At 72.2% G+C, this 15,988-nt stretch carries 16 protein-coding genes; 7 read left to right on the top strand and 9 right to left on the bottom strand.

Annotation, left to right across the window (positions count from 1 at the left end; all coding sequences use genetic code 11):
• Positions 1 to 25: 25 nt before the first annotated feature.
• A complete protein-coding gene (locus LRS14_RS24485; RefSeq protein WP_046115064.1) occupies positions 26 to 922 on the top strand; it encodes a DUF4394 domain-containing protein in 897 nt (298 codons plus the stop codon).
• A gap of 19 nt (positions 923 to 941) precedes the next feature.
• Here LRS14_RS24485 and LRS14_RS24480 read toward each other — a convergent pair whose 3' ends face one another.
• Together LRS14_RS24480 and LRS14_RS24475 are read right to left on the bottom strand one after the other, a co-directional pair.
• Positions 942 to 1,733, bottom strand: coding sequence for a LytTR family DNA-binding domain-containing protein (locus LRS14_RS24480; RefSeq protein ID WP_257801469.1), 792 nt, complete (start codon positions 1,731 to 1,733; stop codon positions 942 to 944).
• Positions 1,730 to 2,671 carry a sensor histidine kinase gene (locus tag LRS14_RS24475; protein ID WP_257801468.1) on the bottom strand — a complete coding sequence of 314 codons (942 nt, stop codon included), beginning with the start codon at positions 2,669 to 2,671 and terminating at the stop codon, positions 1,730 to 1,732. The genes LRS14_RS24480 and LRS14_RS24475 overlap by 4 nt, the downstream gene beginning before the upstream one ends.
• A 183-nt stretch (positions 2,672 to 2,854) precedes the next feature.
• Here LRS14_RS24475 and argH point away from each other — a divergent pair, with 183 nt between their 5' ends.
• Both argH and mmuM read left to right on the top strand, forming a co-directional pair.
• Positions 2,855 to 4,252, top strand: a complete 1,398-nt coding sequence (argH, locus tag LRS14_RS24470) for an argininosuccinate lyase (RefSeq protein WP_257801467.1) — start codon at positions 2,855 to 2,857, stop codon at positions 4,250 to 4,252.
• 32 nt (positions 4,253 to 4,284) lie between these two features.
• On the top strand, positions 4,285 to 5,277 hold the full coding sequence (gene mmuM, locus LRS14_RS24465; RefSeq protein WP_257801466.1) for a homocysteine S-methyltransferase: 993 nt from the start codon (positions 4,285 to 4,287) through the stop codon (positions 5,275 to 5,277).
• A gap of 35 nt (positions 5,278 to 5,312) precedes the next feature.
• Here mmuM and LRS14_RS24460 read toward each other — a convergent pair whose 3' ends face one another.
• On the bottom strand, positions 5,313 to 6,551 hold the full coding sequence (locus LRS14_RS24460) for an MFS transporter (RefSeq protein WP_404977611.1): 1,239 nt from the start codon (positions 6,549 to 6,551) through the stop codon (positions 5,313 to 5,315).
• Between the two features lie 108 nt (positions 6,552 to 6,659).
• On the opposite strand from LRS14_RS24460, the gene LRS14_RS24455 reads away from it, so the two are divergent.
• Together LRS14_RS24455 and dinB are read left to right on the top strand one after the other, a co-directional pair.
• Positions 6,660 to 7,685 carry a metal-dependent hydrolase gene (locus LRS14_RS24455; RefSeq protein ID WP_257801465.1) on the top strand — a complete coding sequence of 342 codons (1,026 nt, stop codon included), beginning with the start codon at positions 6,660 to 6,662 and terminating at the stop codon, positions 7,683 to 7,685.
• A 30-nt stretch (positions 7,686 to 7,715) separates the two neighbouring features.
• On the top strand, positions 7,716 to 9,047 hold the full coding sequence (gene dinB / locus LRS14_RS24450) for a DNA polymerase IV (RefSeq protein WP_257801464.1): 1,332 nt from the start codon (positions 7,716 to 7,718) through the stop codon (positions 9,045 to 9,047).
• Between the two features lie 38 nt (positions 9,048 to 9,085).
• On the opposite strand, the gene LRS14_RS24445 is transcribed toward dinB, so the two are convergent.
• Positions 9,086 to 9,532, bottom strand: a complete 447-nt coding sequence (locus LRS14_RS24445; RefSeq protein WP_046115102.1) for a YbaN family protein — start codon at positions 9,530 to 9,532, stop codon at positions 9,086 to 9,088.
• A 172-nt stretch (positions 9,533 to 9,704) separates the two neighbouring features.
• On the opposite strand from LRS14_RS24445, the gene LRS14_RS24440 reads away from it, so the two are divergent.
• Complete coding sequence (locus LRS14_RS24440; RefSeq protein ID WP_257801463.1) at positions 9,705 to 9,827, top strand: hypothetical protein; 123 nt, start codon at positions 9,705 to 9,707, stop codon at positions 9,825 to 9,827.
• Between the two features lie 15 nt (positions 9,828 to 9,842).
• Here the strand turns inward: LRS14_RS24440 and LRS14_RS24435 are convergent, their stop codons facing one another.
• On the bottom strand, positions 9,843 to 11,042 hold the full coding sequence (locus tag LRS14_RS24435) for a PLP-dependent aspartate aminotransferase family protein (protein WP_046115072.1): 1,200 nt from the start codon (positions 11,040 to 11,042) through the stop codon (positions 9,843 to 9,845).
• A gap of 16 nt (positions 11,043 to 11,058) precedes the next feature.
• The gene (locus LRS14_RS24430; protein WP_046115073.1) at positions 11,059 to 11,517 is read right to left on the bottom strand and encodes an FKBP-type peptidyl-prolyl cis-trans isomerase; all 459 of its coding nucleotides are present in this window, start codon (positions 11,515 to 11,517) and stop codon (positions 11,059 to 11,061) included.
• A 63-nt stretch (positions 11,518 to 11,580) separates the two neighbouring features.
• Here LRS14_RS24430 and xylB point away from each other — a divergent pair, with 63 nt between their 5' ends.
• A complete protein-coding gene (xylB, locus tag LRS14_RS24425; RefSeq protein ID WP_257801462.1) occupies positions 11,581 to 13,026 on the top strand; it encodes a xylulokinase in 1,446 nt (481 codons plus the stop codon).
• Here xylB and LRS14_RS24420 read toward each other — a convergent pair.
• Genes LRS14_RS24420 through LRS14_RS24410 form a run of 3 tightly spaced genes read right to left on the bottom strand, consistent with a single transcriptional unit; the run spans position 13,016 to position 15,985 of the window.
• A complete protein-coding gene (locus tag LRS14_RS24420; protein ID WP_257801461.1) occupies positions 13,016 to 14,401 on the bottom strand; it encodes a methyl-accepting chemotaxis protein in 1,386 nt (461 codons plus the stop codon). The two genes, xylB and LRS14_RS24420, sit on opposite strands and share 11 nt — an antisense overlap.
• A 57-nt stretch (positions 14,402 to 14,458) precedes the next feature.
• On the bottom strand, positions 14,459 to 15,172 hold the full coding sequence (locus LRS14_RS24415) for an RNA polymerase sigma factor FliA (protein WP_046115075.1): 714 nt from the start codon (positions 15,170 to 15,172) through the stop codon (positions 14,459 to 14,461).
• A gap of 18 nt (positions 15,173 to 15,190) precedes the next feature.
• Positions 15,191 to 15,985: a hypothetical protein gene (locus LRS14_RS24410; protein WP_046115076.1), complete on the bottom strand. Its 795-nt coding sequence runs from the start codon at positions 15,983 to 15,985 to the stop codon at positions 15,191 to 15,193.
• Positions 15,986 to 15,988: the final 3 nt, after the last annotated feature.

The following is a 15,988-nucleotide window of genomic DNA, read 5'->3' as shown; positions in this document are numbered from 1 at the left end:
CTACAACCCGCCAGGAGTCCACCCCATGTCCCCGATCTTTTCCGTTCGCCGCATCGCCGCTGCCGCCTGTGTGCTGGCCGGCGCTGCCGCCGCTCCCGCCATGGCGCTGCCGGTCATCGGCCTGACGACGACGAACGCACTGGTCACCTTCGACAGCGCCACGCCCACGGCCGGCTCGTCGCTGATGAACATCACCGGCCTGCAAGCCGCCAACGAGCGCATCCTGTCGATCGACCTGCGCCCGACCACCGGCATGCTGTACGGCATCAGCAGCGCGTCCAACGTGTACAGCCTGTCGATGAGCGGCGCCGCCAGCTTCGTCGGCACGCTGTCGGCCCCGCTGAACGGCTCCGCCGTCGGCCTGGACTTCAACCCCGCGGCCGACCTGTCGGGCGCCGCCTCGCTGCGCGTGGTCAGCAGCAGCGGCCAGAACTACGCCTTCAACGTGAACACCGGCGCCACCACCGTGGCCACGCCGATCTCGGCCGGCCTGTCGTCGGTCGCCTATTCCAACAACGACACCGACGCCAGCACCGCCACGTCGCTGTACTACGTCGACACCGCCAGCGACACGCTGAAGGTGGCCACCACCGCCTTCAACAATCCCACCATCACCACCGTGGGCTCGCTGGGCATGGACGTGAACGGCGTGTCGGGCTTCGACATCGGCGCCGGCAACATGGCCTATGCGGCCTTCACCGATGCCGACACCGGCAAGAGCGGCCTGTACAGCATCAACCTGTCCACCGGCGCCAGCACCATGGTGGGCGCCTTCGGCATCGGCGGCAACACCGCCATCGCCCCGCCGCTGCTCGGCCTGGCCGTCTCGCCGGTGCCGGAACCCAGCACCTACGCGCTGATGTTCGGCGGCCTGCTGGCCGTGGGCGCCGTCGCCCGCAAGCGCGCCAAGCAGGCTCGCTGATCGACCCCGGGGCGCCGCGCTACCAGCGCGCCGCCTCGATGGCCTCTCGCACCGCAGCCAGCTGCCGGCGCGAGACGGCCAGCCACTCGCCGGTGGGCGCCACCTGGGCGGCCCAGCCTTCGCCGGGCTCCCCGGCGTCCTCCGGCTGCGCGCCGGGCTCCGGCGTGGCGCGGCGCTCCAGCGCCCGCACCGCATCCCGCGCCACCAGCGCATTGCGGTGGATGCGCAGGAAGCGCTCGCCCAGCCTGGGCGCCAGCTCGGTGAGCGATTCGTCCAGCACGTAGCTGCGCTGCGCGGTGCGCAGCGTCACGTACTTCAGCTCGGCCTTGAGGTACAGCACCTCGGCCAGCGGCACCCGCCACACCCGTCCGCGTTCGGTCACCACCAGGGCCGGCACCTCGGGCGGCAGCGCCTGGTAGCGCGCCAGCCGCTGGGCCACGCGCTGCAGCGCGGCCTGCAGCCGCTCGCGCCGCACCGGCTTGGTCAGGTAGTCCACCGCTTCCAGCTCGAAGGCCTGCAGCGCATGGTCGGCATGCGCGGTGACGAACACCACCGCCGGCACCCGCGGCAGCTGCTTCAGCTCGGCCGCCAGCTGCATGCCGCTGGCACCGGGCATCTGCACGTCCAGCAGCACCGCGTCGCATGGATGAAGCTTCAGCCAGGCCAGGGCCTGGGCGCCGTTGGCGGCTTCGGCGGCCACCTCGCAGCGCGGCTCGGCGCAGTCGCGCACCAGCGTGGCCAGCCGCAGCCGGGCCAGCGGTTCGTCGTCCACGATCAGCAGGCGCAGGGCGGGTGAGGTCGGGCGGTTCATCGCACCAGGGGTTCGTCGGGCAGGGTGATGCGCACGCGCCACCAGCCGTCCAGCCGGCGGGCATCGAAGCGGGCGCCCAGGTCGTGCATCAGCCGCAGCCGTTCCTGCACATTGGCCAGGGCGATGCCGTGGCCCGGCACGGCAGCGGCCGTGCCTGCCAGGGTGTTGTCGATGCTGATGGTGACCTCGCCGCGGCGGGTCTCGGTGCGCACCCGCACCACGCCGCCCTCGGCCGCGGGCTCCACGCCGTGGTGAACCGCGTTTTCCACCAGCGGCTGCAGCAGCAGCGGCGGCACGCGGGCGCGGCCGGCGGCCGCGTCCAGTTCCCACAGCACGCGCAGCCGCGGGCCGAAGCGCACCTGCTCGATGGCCAGGTAGCGCTCGGCCAGCGCAAGCTCTTCGGCCAGGGTGACCGAGGCCCGCTGCTCGGCGATGGCGGTGCGGAACAGCTCGGCCAGGTCCTCCAGCACCTGCTCGGCCTTGGCCGGGTCCACCTGCACCAGGGCCAGCGCGGTGTTCAGGGCATTGAAGAGGAAATGCGGCCGGATGCGGGACTGCAGCTCGGCCAGCCGGGCATCGGCATCCGCCGGCCGCAGCGAGCGGGCGCGCGCCTCGATCCACAGCGCCAGCGGCAGGGCCAGTGCCGCGCCGGCCAGCGGCAGCGACAGCAGCCGCGGGCCACTGGCCGCGGCCGCCTGCCACAGCAGCAGCGGCGCGGCGGCCGCGATGCCGGCCAGCGCACCCAGCGCCGTGAGCATGGCCAGCCGGCTGCGCGGCGCGAGCCGGCCCAGCGCACGGCGCAGGCCGCAGGCCGCCACCAGCCACAGCAGCGTGCCACCCATGCCGGCCAGGATGGCCGGGCCCAGCGCGGCCAGTGCCTGCGCCCAGCTGTCCGCCGCAAACAGCACACCCACCAGCGCCGCGGTCTGCACTGCCACCAGCGCGCGGAAGGCCAGCGCCGGCTGGCACAGGCGGTAGCCGTCGTCGGCCAGGCCGGCCGCAGGGGCGGGCTGGGGGGCCGGTAGCGGCAGGAGCCAGGGTGTCGGCGGGCCAGGTCATCGCAGGTGGGGTCGATAAACTCGCGGGTTCCGCGCCATTGTGTGCGTAGCGCTGCATCCGTCATGTCCAAGAACCAACTCGACAAAAAATCCCAGGCCTGGTCGGCCCTGTTCTCCGAGCCGATGAGCGAGCTGGTCAAGCGCTACACCGCCAGTGTCGACTTCGACAAGCGCCTGTGGCAGGCCGACATCGACGGCAGCCTGGCCCATGCGGCCATGCTGGCCGCGCAGGGCGTGATCGGCACCGACGACCTGGCCGCCATCGAGCGCGGCATGGCCCAGATCCGCGCCGACATCGAGGCCGGCACCTTCGAATGGAAGCTGGACCTGGAGGACGTGCACCTCAACATCGAGGCGCGGCTGACGCAGCTGGTGGGCGACGCCGGCAAGCGGCTGCACACCGGACGCTCGCGCAACGACCAGGTGGCCACCGACGTGCGGCTGTGGCTGCGCGGCGAGATCGATGCGCTGCTGCCGCTGCTGGCGCAGATGCAGCGCGCGCTGGTCAGCGTGGCCGAGAAGAACACCGAGACCATCCTGCCCGGCTTCACGCACATGCAGGTGGCCCAGCCGGTGAGCTTCGCCCACCACATGCTGGCCTACGTGGAGATGTTCGCCCGTGACGCCGAGCGCCTGGCCGACGTGCGCAAGCGGGTCAACCGCCTGCCGCTGGGCGCCGCCGCGCTGGCCGGCACCAGCTACCCGCTGGACCGCGAGCGCGTGGCCCGCACGCTGGGCTTCGACGGCGTGTGCCAGAACAGCCTGGACGCGGTGAGCGACCGCGACTTCGCGATCGAGTTCAGCGCCTTCGCCAGCATCACGATGATGCATGTGTCGCGCCTGGCGGAAGAACTGGTGCTGTGGATGAGCCAGAACTTCGCCTTCATCGACCTGGCCGACCGCTACTGCACCGGCTCGTCGATCATGCCGCAGAAGCGCAACCCGGACGTGGCCGAGCTGGCGCGCGGCAAGAGCGGCCGCGTGTTCGGCCACCTGATGGCGCTGCTGACGCTGATGAAGGGCCAGCCGCTCACCTACAACAAGGACAACCAGGAAGACAAGGAGCCGCTGTTCGACACCGTGGACACGGTGCGCGACACGCTGCGCATCATGGCCGAGATGGTGGAGGGCATCGTCGTCAAGCCCGAGGCGATGGAGCGTGCGGCCCTGCGCGGCTACGCCACCGCCACCGACCTGGCCGACTACCTGGCCAAGCGCGGCGTGCCCTTCCGCGATGCGCACGAGGTGGTGGCCCATGCGGTCAAGACCTGCCTGCAGCGCGGCATCGACCTGGCCGAGCTGCCGCTGGACGAGCTGAAGGCGCTGAACGCCGCCGTGGGCGACGACGTGCTGCAGGTGCTCACGCTGCGCGGCTCGCTGGAGGCGCGCAATGTGCTGGGCGGCACCGCGCCGGTGCAGGTGCGGGCGCAGATCGCGCGGCACCTGGAACGGCTGAAGTAGCCATCGCGCGGCAACCGCCGGCCCCACCGCCGATGACCGCAGCCGACGCCGCCGCGCGTGCCGGCGCGCCCAGCCCGGCGCGGCCCGATCCCATCGCCGACTGGCTCGCCGCCGCGCCGCGGCTGGTGCTGGACGGCGCGCTGGCCACCGAGCTGGAGCGCCGCGGCGCCGACCTGAACGATCCGCTGTGGTCGGCGCGGGTGCTGCTGGAGCAGCCCGGGCTGATCCGCCAGGTGCACCTGGACTATTTCCGCGCCGGTGCCGACGTGGCCACCACCGCCAGCTACCAAGCCAGCTTCGAGGGCTTCGCGCGCCGCGGCCTGTCGCACCAGGCGGCTGCCGACCTGATGCGCCGCGCCGTCACGCTGGCGGCCGAGGCCCGCGAGCAGTTCATGCAGGAGCCGGCCGCCGCAGGCCGCCGCCGCCCGCTGGTGGCGGCCTCCGTCGGGCCCTATGGCGCAATGCGCGCCGACGGCTCCGAATACCGCGGCGACTACGGCCTGGACGAGGGCGCGCTGATGGCCTTCCACCGCCCGCGGCTGCAGGTGCTGGCCACCGCGGGTGCCGACCTGCTGGCCTGCGAGACGATTCCCTGCCTGGCCGAAGCGCGTGCGCTGGCGCGGCTGATGGACGAACTGCCGGCCGGCAGCACCCGCAGCGGCTGGATCAGCTTCAGCTGCCGCGACGGCGCGCACACCAGCCAGGGCGAGCACTTCGGCGACTGCGTGGCCGCGCTCGACGGCTTCCCGGGCATCGCCGCCATCGGCGTCAACTGCACCGCGCCGCAGCACATCGCGCCGCTGGTGGCCGCCGCCCGGGCACGCACCGCCAAGCCGATCGTCGTCTATCCAAATGCCGGCGAGGCCTGGGACGCGGTGGCCAAGCGCTGGCTGCCGCATGCGCCCGGTGTGCATCCGCCCGCGTTCGCGGAGCAGGCCCGGGCCTGGGAGGCGGCCGGGGCGCGGCTCATCGGCGGCTGCTGCCGCACCGGGCCGGCGGACATCAGCGCGCTGCTGCGGCGCTGATCGACATCAGCGCACGGCTGCGGCGCTGATCGACATCAGCGCGCCGCAGCGGTGCCGAGGCGACTGGCGCGACCCCGGCTGTCGGCCACGGCGATGGCCCAGATCAGCAGGCCGGCCAGCGCCAGGCCGCTGCCCACGTAGCCGGTCGAGGTCCAGCCGAAGCCGGCGCTGATGGCCATGCCGCCCAGCCACGGCCCCAGCGCATTGGCGGTGTTGAAGGCCGAGTGGTTGAGCGCGGCGGCCAGCGTCTGCGCCTTGCCGGCCACGTCCATCAGCCGCGTCTGCAGCGGCATCGCCAGCCCGCCGCCGCAGCCGATCAGGAACACCACCGGCAGCAGCGTCCACAGGCTGCCGGCGGCCAGCGGATACAGCGCCAGCGCAATGGCGCTCCACACCAGCATGGCGCCAGCGGTGGGCATCAGCGCGCGGTCGGCGGCCCAGGCGCAGCCGATGGTGCCGGCCGTCATGCCCAGGCCGAACACGCCCAGCACCAGCGGCAGTGCGGTGGGCGCCACGCCGGTCACCTCGATCAGCGTGGAGGCCAGGTAGGTGTAGACGGCAAACATGCCACCGAAGCCGATGGCGCCAATGCCGAGCGTGAGCCACACCTGCCGTCGGCCCAGCGCGCCCAGTTCCTGCAGCGCACCGGCACCGGGCTGCACCCGGTCGCGCGGCGCATAGATCGCCACCATCACCGCGCAGGCCAGCGCCAGCAGCGCCACCACGCCGAAGCCCCAGCGCCAGCCCAGCCACTGGCCCAGGCCGTTGGCCATCGGCACGCCGACGATGGTGGCCACCGTCAGCCCCAGCATCATCCGGCTGATGGCCTGGGTGCGGCGCGAAGGCGGCACCAGCGAGGCCGCCACCAGCGCGCCCACGCCGAAGTACGCGCCGTGCGGCAGCCCGCTGAGGAAGCGGAACACCAGCATCCAGCCGTAGGTGGGCGCCAGCGCGCTCAGGCCGTTGGCCAGGCCGAACAGCAGCATCAGCCCGATCAGCAGCGTGCGCCGCGCCACCTTGGCCGCCAGCACCGCGATCACCGGCGCGCCCACCACCACGCCTAGCGCATAGGCGCTGATCACATGGCCGGCGGTCGGCTCGTCGATGCCCAGCGCGGGGGCGAAGAAGGGCAGCAGGCTCATCGAGGCGAACTCGGTGGTGCCGATGGCGAAGCCGCCGATGGCCAGCGCGAACAGCGCCAGCGCGGTGCGGCGGGCGTCCATCGGCACGGCGGCGGTGGTGGGCAGGTCGGAGGGGAGGGAGGCCGAAGACATGCTGCATTGCAACATGCCCGGGAAATCCCCGTCCCCGGCCCTGTCACGCGCGGTCCGCGTGCGGCGGCTATGCTCGCCCGCCTTCGTCAACCGCCCGCCGCCTCGCGCATGGATTCACTCTCACAGATCGCACTGGGTGCCGCCGTCTCGGTGGCCTGCATGGGCCGCCGCACGGCGGTGTGGAAGGCGGCGCTGGCGGGTGCGGTGGCCGGCACGCTGCCGGACCTGGATTCGTTCATCAACCATGGCGATCCGGTGCGCAACATGACCTTCCACCGCGCCGAGAGCCATGCGCTGTTCTGGCAGACGCTGGCCTCGCCGCTGCTGGCCTGGGCGGTGGCCTGGGTGTTCAAGGAGCGCGGACAGTGGCGGGCCTGGTGGCTGGCGATGTGGCTGGCGCTCATCACCCATCCCCTGCTGGACACGATGACCGTGTACGGCACCCAGCTCGGCCTGCCCTTCACCGACCATCCTTTTGGCGTGGGCAGCGTCTTCATCATCGACCCGCTGTACACCCTGCCGCTGCTCATCTGCACCGGCGTGGCGCTGGCCCGCAGCGGCCATGCCGGCCTGCGCTGGAACACCGCGGGGCTGGTGATCAGCACCTTGTACCTGGGCTGGAGCGTGCTGGCGCAGGCGCACGTGCGTGGCATTGCCGAGGCCTCGCTGGCGCAGGCCGGCCTGAAGCCGGAAAGGGTGCTGGTGACGCCGGCGCCGCTCACCACGCTGGTGTGGCGGGTGGTGGCCATCACGCCCGACGACGCGTACCACGAGGGCTTCCATGCCCTGGCCGACCGCCTGCACCAGCCGCAGCCGGTCATCCGCTTCCAGCGCCACGAACGGGGCATGGCCTTGCGCGAGGCCCTGCGCGGCGACTGGAACGTGGAGCGCATGGCCTGGTTCAGCCACGGTTTCTACCGCATGCGCGAGCAGGACGGCCAGGCCTGGATCACCGACCTGCGCATGGGGCAGGAGCCGTTCTATACCTTCGACTTCGCGGTGGCTCGGCGCGACGGCGCCACCTGGGCGGCGCAGACGCCGGTGCACGAGATGGCCCGCATTCCGCTGCGCGAGGGGCTGCAGTGGCTGGGGCGGCGGATGATGGGCGACACCGCGCCGCCGCCGCAGCCCTGAGCCTGGCGCGGCCGGCCACAATCGCCGCCGATGACCGCCGTACGCCGCTGGATCGCCCACCTCGACATGGATGCGTTCTACGCCTCCGTCGAGCTGCTGCGCTATCCGGAGCTGAAGGGCCTGCCGGTGGTGATCGGCGGCGGGCGGCGGCACCAGCCGGAGGTGCAGGCCGACGGCACCCGGCAGTTCGCCACGCTGCGGCATTACGCCGGGCGCGGCGTGGTCACCACCGCCACCTATGCCGCGCGCGACTACGGCGTGCATTCGGGCATGGGCCTGATGAAGGCCGCACAGCGCGCACCGGACGCCATCCTGCTGCCGACCGACTTCGAGGCCTACCGCCACTACTCGCGGCTGTTCAAGCAGGCCGTGGCCGAGGTGGCGCCGGTGATCGAGGACCGCGGCATCGACGAGATCTACATCGACCTGACCGAAGTGCCCGGCGCGCAGGAAGCCGTGGGCCACGACGCCTGGGGCGGCGTGCGCGCGGTGGCGCAGGAGATCCGCAACAACGTCAAGCGCACGACCGGCCTCACCTGCTCGATCGGCGTGACGCCGAACAAGCTGCTGTCCAAGATCGCCTCCGAATTGGACAAGCCCGACGGCCTGACGGTGCTCACCGCCGACGATATCCCGGCGCGCATCTGGCCGCTGAAGGTGCGCAGCATCAACGGCATCGGCCCCAAGGCCAATGCCAAGCTGAAGGCGCTGGGCATCGAGACCATCGGCCAGCTGGCCGAATGCGACGTGGCCTGGCTGGTGGAGCACTTTGGCCGCAGCTACGGCGCCTGGCTGTACCGTGCCTCGCACGGCATCGACGAGCGGCCGGTGGTGACTTACAGCGAACCGGTGTCGATGAGCCGCGAGACCACCTTCGAGCGCGACCTGCATGCGGTGCGCGACCGGGCCACGCTGTCGGCCATCTTCACCGACCTGGCCCACCGGGTGGCCGACGACCTGCAGCGCAAGCGCTGGGTGGGCCGCACCATCGGCATCAAGCTGCGCTTCGAGGACTTCAAGACGGTGACGCGCGACCTCACGCTGCCCGCGCCCACCGCCGATGCGCAGCTCATCCGCCAGGCCGCCGGCCAGTGCCTGAAGCGCGTGGACCTCAGCCGCCGCCTGCGCCTGCTGGGCGTGCGGGTGGGCAGCCTGTCCCGCCCCGGGGCGGGCGATGCGGTGTCGCTGGCCGGCGCAGCGGTCAAGGCCGGCGCGACGCCGGCCGCGGCGCCGTCGGCACGTCGCAGCCGGGCCCAGCTGGCGGCCGAACGGGCCGCGCTGGAGCCGGAGCTGCCGTTCGACGACCAGGCCACCGAGGCGGCACCGGCCGGTCAGCCCGCGCACGACGGCTCACGCGCCTGAATGCATGGCCAACGCCGCCGCGCGGGGCGGCCGGCTCTTCAGGCCGATGGAGGCGCAGGCGGGGGCGCCGACGCCGTGGCGGCACGTGCGCCGCGCGGCGCCGCATTGGGCAGCGACCACATCCAGGCGGCCACCGCCGCGCAGCACAGGCCCGGCGCGGCCGCCCAGGGCATGGGCAGCAGGAACAGGGCGCCCACGCTGCTGATGGACATCATGACCGTGGCCACCCACTTGGCACGCAGCGGCACCGCGCGGTGGGCGCGCCAGTCGCGCACCATCGGGCCGAAGTGGCGGTGCTCGCAGATCCAGCGGTCGCAGCGCTCGCTGCCCTTGGAAAAGCAGAAGGCCGCCAGCAGCACGAAGGGCACCGTGGGCATCAGCGGCAACAGCAGCCCCACCAGGCCCGAGCCCAGGCTCAGGCCGCCCGCGGCCAGCCACAGCACTCGCTGCCAGGACGGACGTTGATGGGGAGCGGGCGCAGCCATGGCGCGCATGGTATCGGGCGCGCCAGCGGGCTGCTTCTGGCGGCTCTTGAGCCTGTTATTACGGGTTTGGCCTGACATCCGGGACGCCTACGCTGTCGTTCATCCGCATGGCACGAAGCTCGCTTCTGCCAGGACCGGCCACCGTTGTGCCTGCTGTTCGTGGAACCCGATCATGAATGACCCCCGTCGCCAACTCCCTCCCGCCCCGCACGGCCGCGCGCCGAACTGGGTGATCGTCGCCATCGCAGGGGCGGTGGTCGCGGTATCGCTGGTGGCGCGGGCCGTGCTCGGCTGACCGCGCCACATCCGGTCACAGTTGCTGCAAGGCGCGGCCGAAGTCGCGCTTGAGGTCGTCGATGTGCTCCAGGCCGACGGCCAGGCGCACGAAGTTGGGCCCGATGCCGGTTCCGGCCGTCTGCGCCTCGCCCATCAGGCCGCGCCACATCGCCGCGGCATGCACGATCAGCGTTTCCACGCCGCCCAGGCTCACTGCATGGGTGGCCAGTTCCAGTGAGGCGACGAAGCGGCTGGTGGCCGCATAGTCGCCGCGCAACGCCATCGCCACCACCGGCCCGCCGCCCTGCGGCATCTGCCGCTGCGCCAATTCATGCTGCGGATGGCTGGGCAGCCCCGGGTACCACACCCGCTCCACCTGCGGCTGGGCTTCCAGCCACTGCGCCAGCGCCAGCGCATTGGCATTGATGCGCTCCATGCGCACGGCCAGCGTGCGCAGCCCGCGCAGCAGCAGCCAGGCATCCATCGGCGACAGCACCGAGCCCAGCGTGATGTGCATCGGCCAGATGCGCTCGGCCAGCGCCTGGCTGCAGCAGATCACGCCGGCCGTCAGGTCGTGGTGGCCGCCCAGGGCCTTGGTGGCGCTGTGCACCACCACGTCGATGCCCAGCGCATGCGGCTTCTGGTTGATGGGCGAGGCGAAGGTGTTGTCCGCCACGGTGAGGATGCCGCGCGGCCGCGCCAGCGCCGCCACCGCCGCCAGGTCGGTGAGCACCAGCGTGGGGTTGGCCGGGGTCTCCAGCATGATGAGCCGCGTCTCGGGCCGCAGCGCGGCCTCCAGCGCCGCCAGGTCGGTCTGCTCCACGATGGTCACCTGCACGCCGAAGCGCGGCAGCACCTCCTCGAACAGCTTGGCCGTGCTCAAGTAGTGCCGGCCCTGGGCGATGACATGGTCGCCTGCCTTCACCAGCGCCAGCACCGTGGTGCTGATGGCGCCCATGCCGGAGGCGGTGACCAGCGCCGTCTCGGTGCCCTCCAGCCCCGCCACGATGCCGGCCACCCGCTCGTGCGTCGGGTTGCCGTAGCGGGTGTAGTACGCCGCGTGGCGCGGCGTGCCGGCCATCTCGGCGAACTCGGTGGCGTCGCGCGCCCGGAAGGTGGCGCTGTAGTGGATGGGCGGTACCACGCCCACGTCGGTGGACAGCCCGGCGTCGCCATGCAGCAGCCGGGTGGGGTCGTGCCAGGGCGCGTCGCCCGCGGCGTCGTCGGCGCTCATCGTGCGGACCCCTGCGTCACTTGCCGGCGATGCCGAGCAGCTCCACCTCGAACTGCAGCGTGGCATTGGGCGGGATCACGCCGCCGGCGCCGCGCGCGCCATAGGCGATGCCTGGCGGGCAGGTGAGCTTGGCCTTGCCGCCCACCTGGATGCGCTGCACGCCTTCGGTCCAGCAGGGAATGACGCGGTTGAGCGGGAACTCGGCCGGCTGCCCGCGGGCGATGGAGCTGTCGAACTCCTTGCCGTCGGCCAGCACGCCGCGGTAGTGCACGCGCACGGTGTCGGTGGCGGCGGGCTTCGGGCCGCTGCCTTCCTTGATCGACTGGAACACCAGGCCGCTGGGCAGCACCGTGGCGCCCTTTTCCTTGGCGGCGGTGGCGGCCAGGTCGGGCGTGGCCTGCGCCTGCACCGCCAGCGGCGCGGTGGCCAGCAGGCAGGCGAGGGTGGCGGCGATTCGGGTTTGTATCGAGTTCATGCGATTGGTTTGTGGACAGCAGGGTACCGATCATCGCCGGTTGCGCGGCCTAGCATCGCAGCCATGTTTCTCGGGCTGGATTACGGAACCTCGGAGGTCAAGGCACTGCTGCTGGACGCCCACCACCGCGTGCTGGGCAGTGCCGGCGTGCCGCTGTCGCTGAGCCGGCCGCAGCCCGGCTGGAGCGAGCAGCGGCCCGACGACTGGTGGGCCGCCACGCTGGCGGTGTGTGCCGAGCTGCGCGCGGCCCATGCGCATGCCTGGCAGCAGGTGCAGGCCATCGGCCTGTCGGGCCAGATGCATGGCGCGGTGCTGCTGGACGCCGCCGACCACGTGCTGCGCCCCGCCATCCTCTGGAACGACACCCGCGCCGAGGCCGAGTGCGTGGCGATGATGGACGAGCTGCCTGCGCTGCCGATGCTGTCGGGTTGCCTGGCGATGCCCGGCTTCACCGCGCCCAAGCTGCGCTGGCTGGCCACGCACGAGCCGCGCACCTTCGAGCGCGTGGCCAAGGTGCTGCTGCCCAAGGACTTCATCCGCCTGCGCCTGACCGGCGAGCACGTGACCGATGCATCGGACGCCAGCGGCACCACCTGGCTGGACGTTGCCCGCCGCGACTGGAGCGACGAGCTGCTCGCGCTCACCGGCCTGGCCCGCACCCACATGCCGAGGCTGGTCGAAGGCAGCCAGCCCGGTGGCACGCTGCTGGCCAGCACCGCCACCACGCTGGGCCTGCGCGCCGGCATCGTGGTGGCCGGCGGCGCGGGCGACAACGCGGCCAGCGCCATCGGCATGGGCATCGTGCGGCCGGGCATGGGCTTCCTGTCGCTGGGCACCAGCGGCGTGATCTTCGTGGCCACCGACCGCTACCGGCCCAATCCGCGCAGCGCGGTGCATGCCTACTGCCATGCCCTGCCCGGCCAGTGGCACCAGATGAGCGTGATGCTGTCGGCCGCCAGCTGCCTGCGCTGGGCGCGCCAGCTGCTCGGCCGCGGCAGCGATGCCGAGGTGGAGGCCATGGCCGCCCCCACCACGCCGGCGCAGCGCGCGGCCGCGCCGCTGTTCCTGCCCTATCTGGGCGGCGAGCGCACGCCGCACAACAGCGCCACGCTGCGCGCCAGCCTGCACGGCCTGGGCCACGACACCGATGCAGCCGCCATCGCCTATGCGGTGATGGAGGGCGTGGCCTTCGGCCTGGCCGACGGCCATGCGGCGCTGCAGGCCGCAGGTACCACGGTGCAGCGGCTGTCGCTGGTGGGCGGTGGCGCCCGCAGCGCCTTGTGGGCGCAGATGCTGGCCGACGTGCTGGGCGTGGAGATCGCCACCCATGCCGATTCGGCGGCCGGCGGCGCGCTGGGCGCGGCGCGGCTGGGGTGGATGGCGGCGGGCGGCAACCTGCCCGCGGTGTGCACGGCACCGGTGGCGCAGGCGCTGTGTGCGCCCGATGCGCAGGCCGCCCGGCTGCTGGCGCAGCGGCTGCAGCGGTTCCGCGCGCTGTCTAGAACCTGAAGGCCAGCCGCAGCCCGCCCCAGTGGCGGCCGCGCACGGTGATGGGCGCGGCGGCTTCCTTCATCACCACGAACTTGCCACCGCCCATGTCGCGGCGGTAGGTCTGCAGCAGGAAGGGGCGCTGGTTCTGCGCGCTGGCCAGGCCGGTGCGGTCGTTGAAGATGCGGCGATAGCGGCTGTTGGCCGTGTCCCAGGCCAGGTCGCCGCGCTGCGGCTGGTTGTACTGCCTGTTGTGCGTGGCCACGTAGCCGTTGCGATCGGCGGCGATGCAGTACACCACCTTGTCGCTGAGCTTGAGCATGCGTTCCTGCACCGGCGGCAGCAGCCGGTCGGCCAGCGGGCAGAAGCGGGTGGTGTGCTGGGCGGGCTGGGTGCCGGCGATCGGCGCATAGCGCTCGTCGAACAGGTCGGCCAACTTGATGCTGCCCTGTTGCAGCGCGCCTTCCAGCAGCTGGCCCACCTCGGCCGCGGCCTGCTGCACGGCCTGGATGTAGGGCGTGTCCTCGGTCACCACGCCGCTGTCGGCGGCCATCTCGATGAGCTGCTCGCTCACCTTCAGCAGGCTTTCGCTGCGCTGGATCGCGGTGTCCAGCGCACGGCTGGTCTGGCGCATGTCCGTCTCGATCACGGCCATCTGCTGGTCGAGCTGGCCACAGGCGCCTCGGCTCTGCTCGGCGGCGGCGGCAATGCGGGTCACCTGCTCGGCCACCGCATCCAGCGCGGCATGCACGCCGCTCTGGTCGGCGGCCTTCGCGGCGCTGCCGGCAGGGCTGGAGGAGGGCGCCTGGATCTCGCGCGCCAGGCTGCCGATGCGTTCGTCCAGGTGGGCCATGGTGCCCATGATGTCCTTGGACGAGGCCTCCACCCGGGCGGCCAGGTCCTTCACCGCATCGGCCACCACGCCGAAGCCGCGGCCGGCCTCACCGGCTCGCTTGGCTTCCACGCTGGCATTGAAGGCCACCAGCCGCGTCTGCAGTGCAATCTGGGTGATGTCGGAGGCGGCCTCGGCCACCTTGCGCAGCGTCTCGACGATGCCGGTCACCTCGCTGCCCACCGCATGCACCGCCTCGCGGGCGCGGGCCACGGCGACCACCGAATGCTCGGTGTGGCTGCCGATGACCTGCTGCACCCGGGCCACGTCCTGCACCTGGCGGGCCAGCTCGCGCGCGGCCTCGGCCTGGGCGGTGGCCGTCTTGTGGGTGTCGTCGATCACGCCGCGCACCTCGGCGGCCTCGCGGCCCAGGCGGGAGGCATGCTGGGCCAGCCGGCCCACCACCGGCGTGGCTTCCTGCGGCGGCACGGCGGCGGCGACGGCAGCGGCCGCGGGCACGCCCTCGGCCAGCGAGGGGGCCATCTTCCACAACGACTTCAGCATGGCGACACCTCGGGTACTGCGGGTACTGCGACTACAAGGACTGGAGGGAAGCTGCGATCACCACTCGCGCAGCTTGACGCGCAGCCGGGCGATGCTCTGGCTGTGCAGCTGGCACACGCGGCTTTCGGTCACCTTGAGCACGGCCGCGATCTCCTTGAGATTCATGTCGTGCTCGTAGTACATGCTCATCACGTACTGCTCGCGCTCGGGCAGCAGCTTGATGGCATCGACCAGCGCGGTGCGCATGCGCATGTCCTGCAGCACCGCCATCGGGTTGGCTTCCTCGGTGCCGACGTGGCGCTCGAGGTAGTCGTCGTCGCCTTCGTCGCCGCTGAGGTCTTCCAGGTACACCAGCTGCGTGCCGCGCACCTTGCCCAGCAGCTCCTGGTATTCCACCAGCGTGATGCCCATCTCCACCGCGATCTCGGACTCATGCGGTGCGCGGCCGAGCTTCTGCTCCAGCTTGTGCACGGCGGCCTCGATGTTGCGCTGCTGGCGGCGGTTGCCGCGGCTCATCCAGTCGCTGCCGCGCAGCTCGTCGAGCATGGCGCCGCGGATGCGCTGGGTGGCGAAGGTCTCGAACTGCACGCCCTGCGCGGCATCGAAGCGGCCCAGCGCATCGTTCAGGCCGATCATGCCGACCTGGATCAGGTCGTCGATCTCCACGTTGGCGGGCAGCTTGGCGATCATCTGATGGGCGAGCCGGCGCACCAACGGGCTGTACTGCTTCAGCATCGCGTTGTTGTCGGTACGGCCTTTGGCGTTGTACATGCTCTTGGCTCCAGGAATTCAGTTGGCCATCAGCGAAGCCGAGGCTGGGACGTGCGGTTGCCAGGCGGCAGGCGGTGCGGCTTCCAGTGCGGCGGTGTCGTCGGCCAGCAGCTTGCGCACCATGCGCACCAGCGCGGCGTCGGGCGCCTCGGCCACGTTGCACGCCGGGTCCACCGCCACCCAGTCGTGCACCGCCGCGCCCAGGAAGCTGTCGGCGCAGTGGGCGATCTGGCGCGCCACATGCTCGCGGCGCGTGCGCTGCGGGCCCACGGCCAGCATGAGGTCGAAGGCCATCAGGCCGCTGCGGGCCGACAGGACCTTCATCGCCGCATAGGCATGGGTGACGCTGGGCGCATGATCGGCGGCCAGCAGCACCGGGCGCACCGCGCGGTGGCTGAACAGCCGGCTCAGTTCGCTGGCGCCGGCATGCACCAGCACCACGTCGGCCTGCGGGGCGGCGTCGGTCAGCTGGCGCAGCAGCCCGGCGCAGGAGCCGCGGGTGTCCACATGGCGCAGCGGCAGGCCGCGCGCGGCCAGGTAGCTGATCTGCGGCGACAGCTCCTCGATGCCGGCGGCCAGGTCCAGCTGCGTCAGCTCATGCGGCTCGGGTGCGGTGTCGGCGGCATCCACCAGCAGCAGCTTGCGGCCGGTGGCGGCGATGGCCGAGGTCAGTCGTTCGATCAGCACGGTGGCGAAGGCCACGTGCGGGTTGCTGGCCACCGCGATGTAGCGGGTGCGCGTGGGGCTGAACAGGCGGCGCAAGCCGTCGGCCTGGTCGAGCGGTGCGCTGCGGCTGGCGTAGAAGTCACGCATGTC

The organism is Aquincola sp. J276 (assembly GCF_024700035.1).
GTDB classification, from domain to species: Bacteria; Pseudomonadota; Gammaproteobacteria; order Burkholderiales; family Burkholderiaceae_C; genus Aquincola; species Aquincola tertiaricarbonis.
This window is presented reverse-complemented; position numbering and strand designations above follow the sequence as displayed.

What these genes read in the sequence shown, in the direction of transcription:
- LRS14_RS24445 (WP_046115102.1), bottom strand. Translation starts at nt 9,532, where the DNA reads ATGGCTGCGCCCGCTCCCCATCAACGTCCGTCCTGGCAGCGAGTGCTG.
- mmuM (WP_257801466.1), top strand. Translation starts at nt 4,285, where the DNA reads ATGACCGCAGCCGACGCCGCCGCGCGTGCCGGCGCGCCCAGCCCGGCG.
- LRS14_RS24410 (WP_046115076.1), bottom strand. Translation starts at nt 15,985, where the DNA reads ATGCGTGACTTCTACGCCAGCCGCAGCGCACCGCTCGACCAGGCCGAC.
- argH (WP_257801467.1), top strand. Translation starts at nt 2,855, where the DNA reads ATGTCCAAGAACCAACTCGACAAAAAATCCCAGGCCTGGTCGGCCCTG.
- LRS14_RS24460 (WP_404977611.1), bottom strand. Translation starts at nt 6,551, where the DNA reads ATGTCTTCGGCCTCCCTCCCCTCCGACCTGCCCACCACCGCCGCCGTG.
- LRS14_RS24415 (WP_046115075.1), bottom strand. Translation starts at nt 15,172, where the DNA reads ATGTACAACGCCAAAGGCCGTACCGACAACAACGCGATGCTGAAGCAG.
- dinB (WP_257801464.1), top strand. Translation starts at nt 7,716, where the DNA reads ATGACCGCCGTACGCCGCTGGATCGCCCACCTCGACATGGATGCGTTC.
- LRS14_RS24485 (WP_046115064.1), top strand. Translation starts at nt 26, where the DNA reads ATGTCCCCGATCTTTTCCGTTCGCCGCATCGCCGCTGCCGCCTGTGTG.
- LRS14_RS24455 (WP_257801465.1), top strand. Translation starts at nt 6,660, where the DNA reads ATGGATTCACTCTCACAGATCGCACTGGGTGCCGCCGTCTCGGTGGCC.
- xylB (WP_257801462.1), top strand. Translation starts at nt 11,581, where the DNA reads ATGTTTCTCGGGCTGGATTACGGAACCTCGGAGGTCAAGGCACTGCTG.
- LRS14_RS24440 (WP_257801463.1), top strand. Translation starts at nt 9,705, where the DNA reads ATGAATGACCCCCGTCGCCAACTCCCTCCCGCCCCGCACGGCCGCGCG.
- LRS14_RS24435 (WP_046115072.1), bottom strand. Translation starts at nt 11,042, where the DNA reads ATGAGCGCCGACGACGCCGCGGGCGACGCGCCCTGGCACGACCCCACC.
- LRS14_RS24430 (WP_046115073.1), bottom strand. Translation starts at nt 11,517, where the DNA reads ATGAACTCGATACAAACCCGAATCGCCGCCACCCTCGCCTGCCTGCTG.
- LRS14_RS24480 (WP_257801469.1), bottom strand. Translation starts at nt 1,733, where the DNA reads ATGAACCGCCCGACCTCACCCGCCCTGCGCCTGCTGATCGTGGACGAC.
- LRS14_RS24420 (WP_257801461.1), bottom strand. Translation starts at nt 14,401, where the DNA reads ATGCTGAAGTCGTTGTGGAAGATGGCCCCCTCGCTGGCCGAGGGCGTG.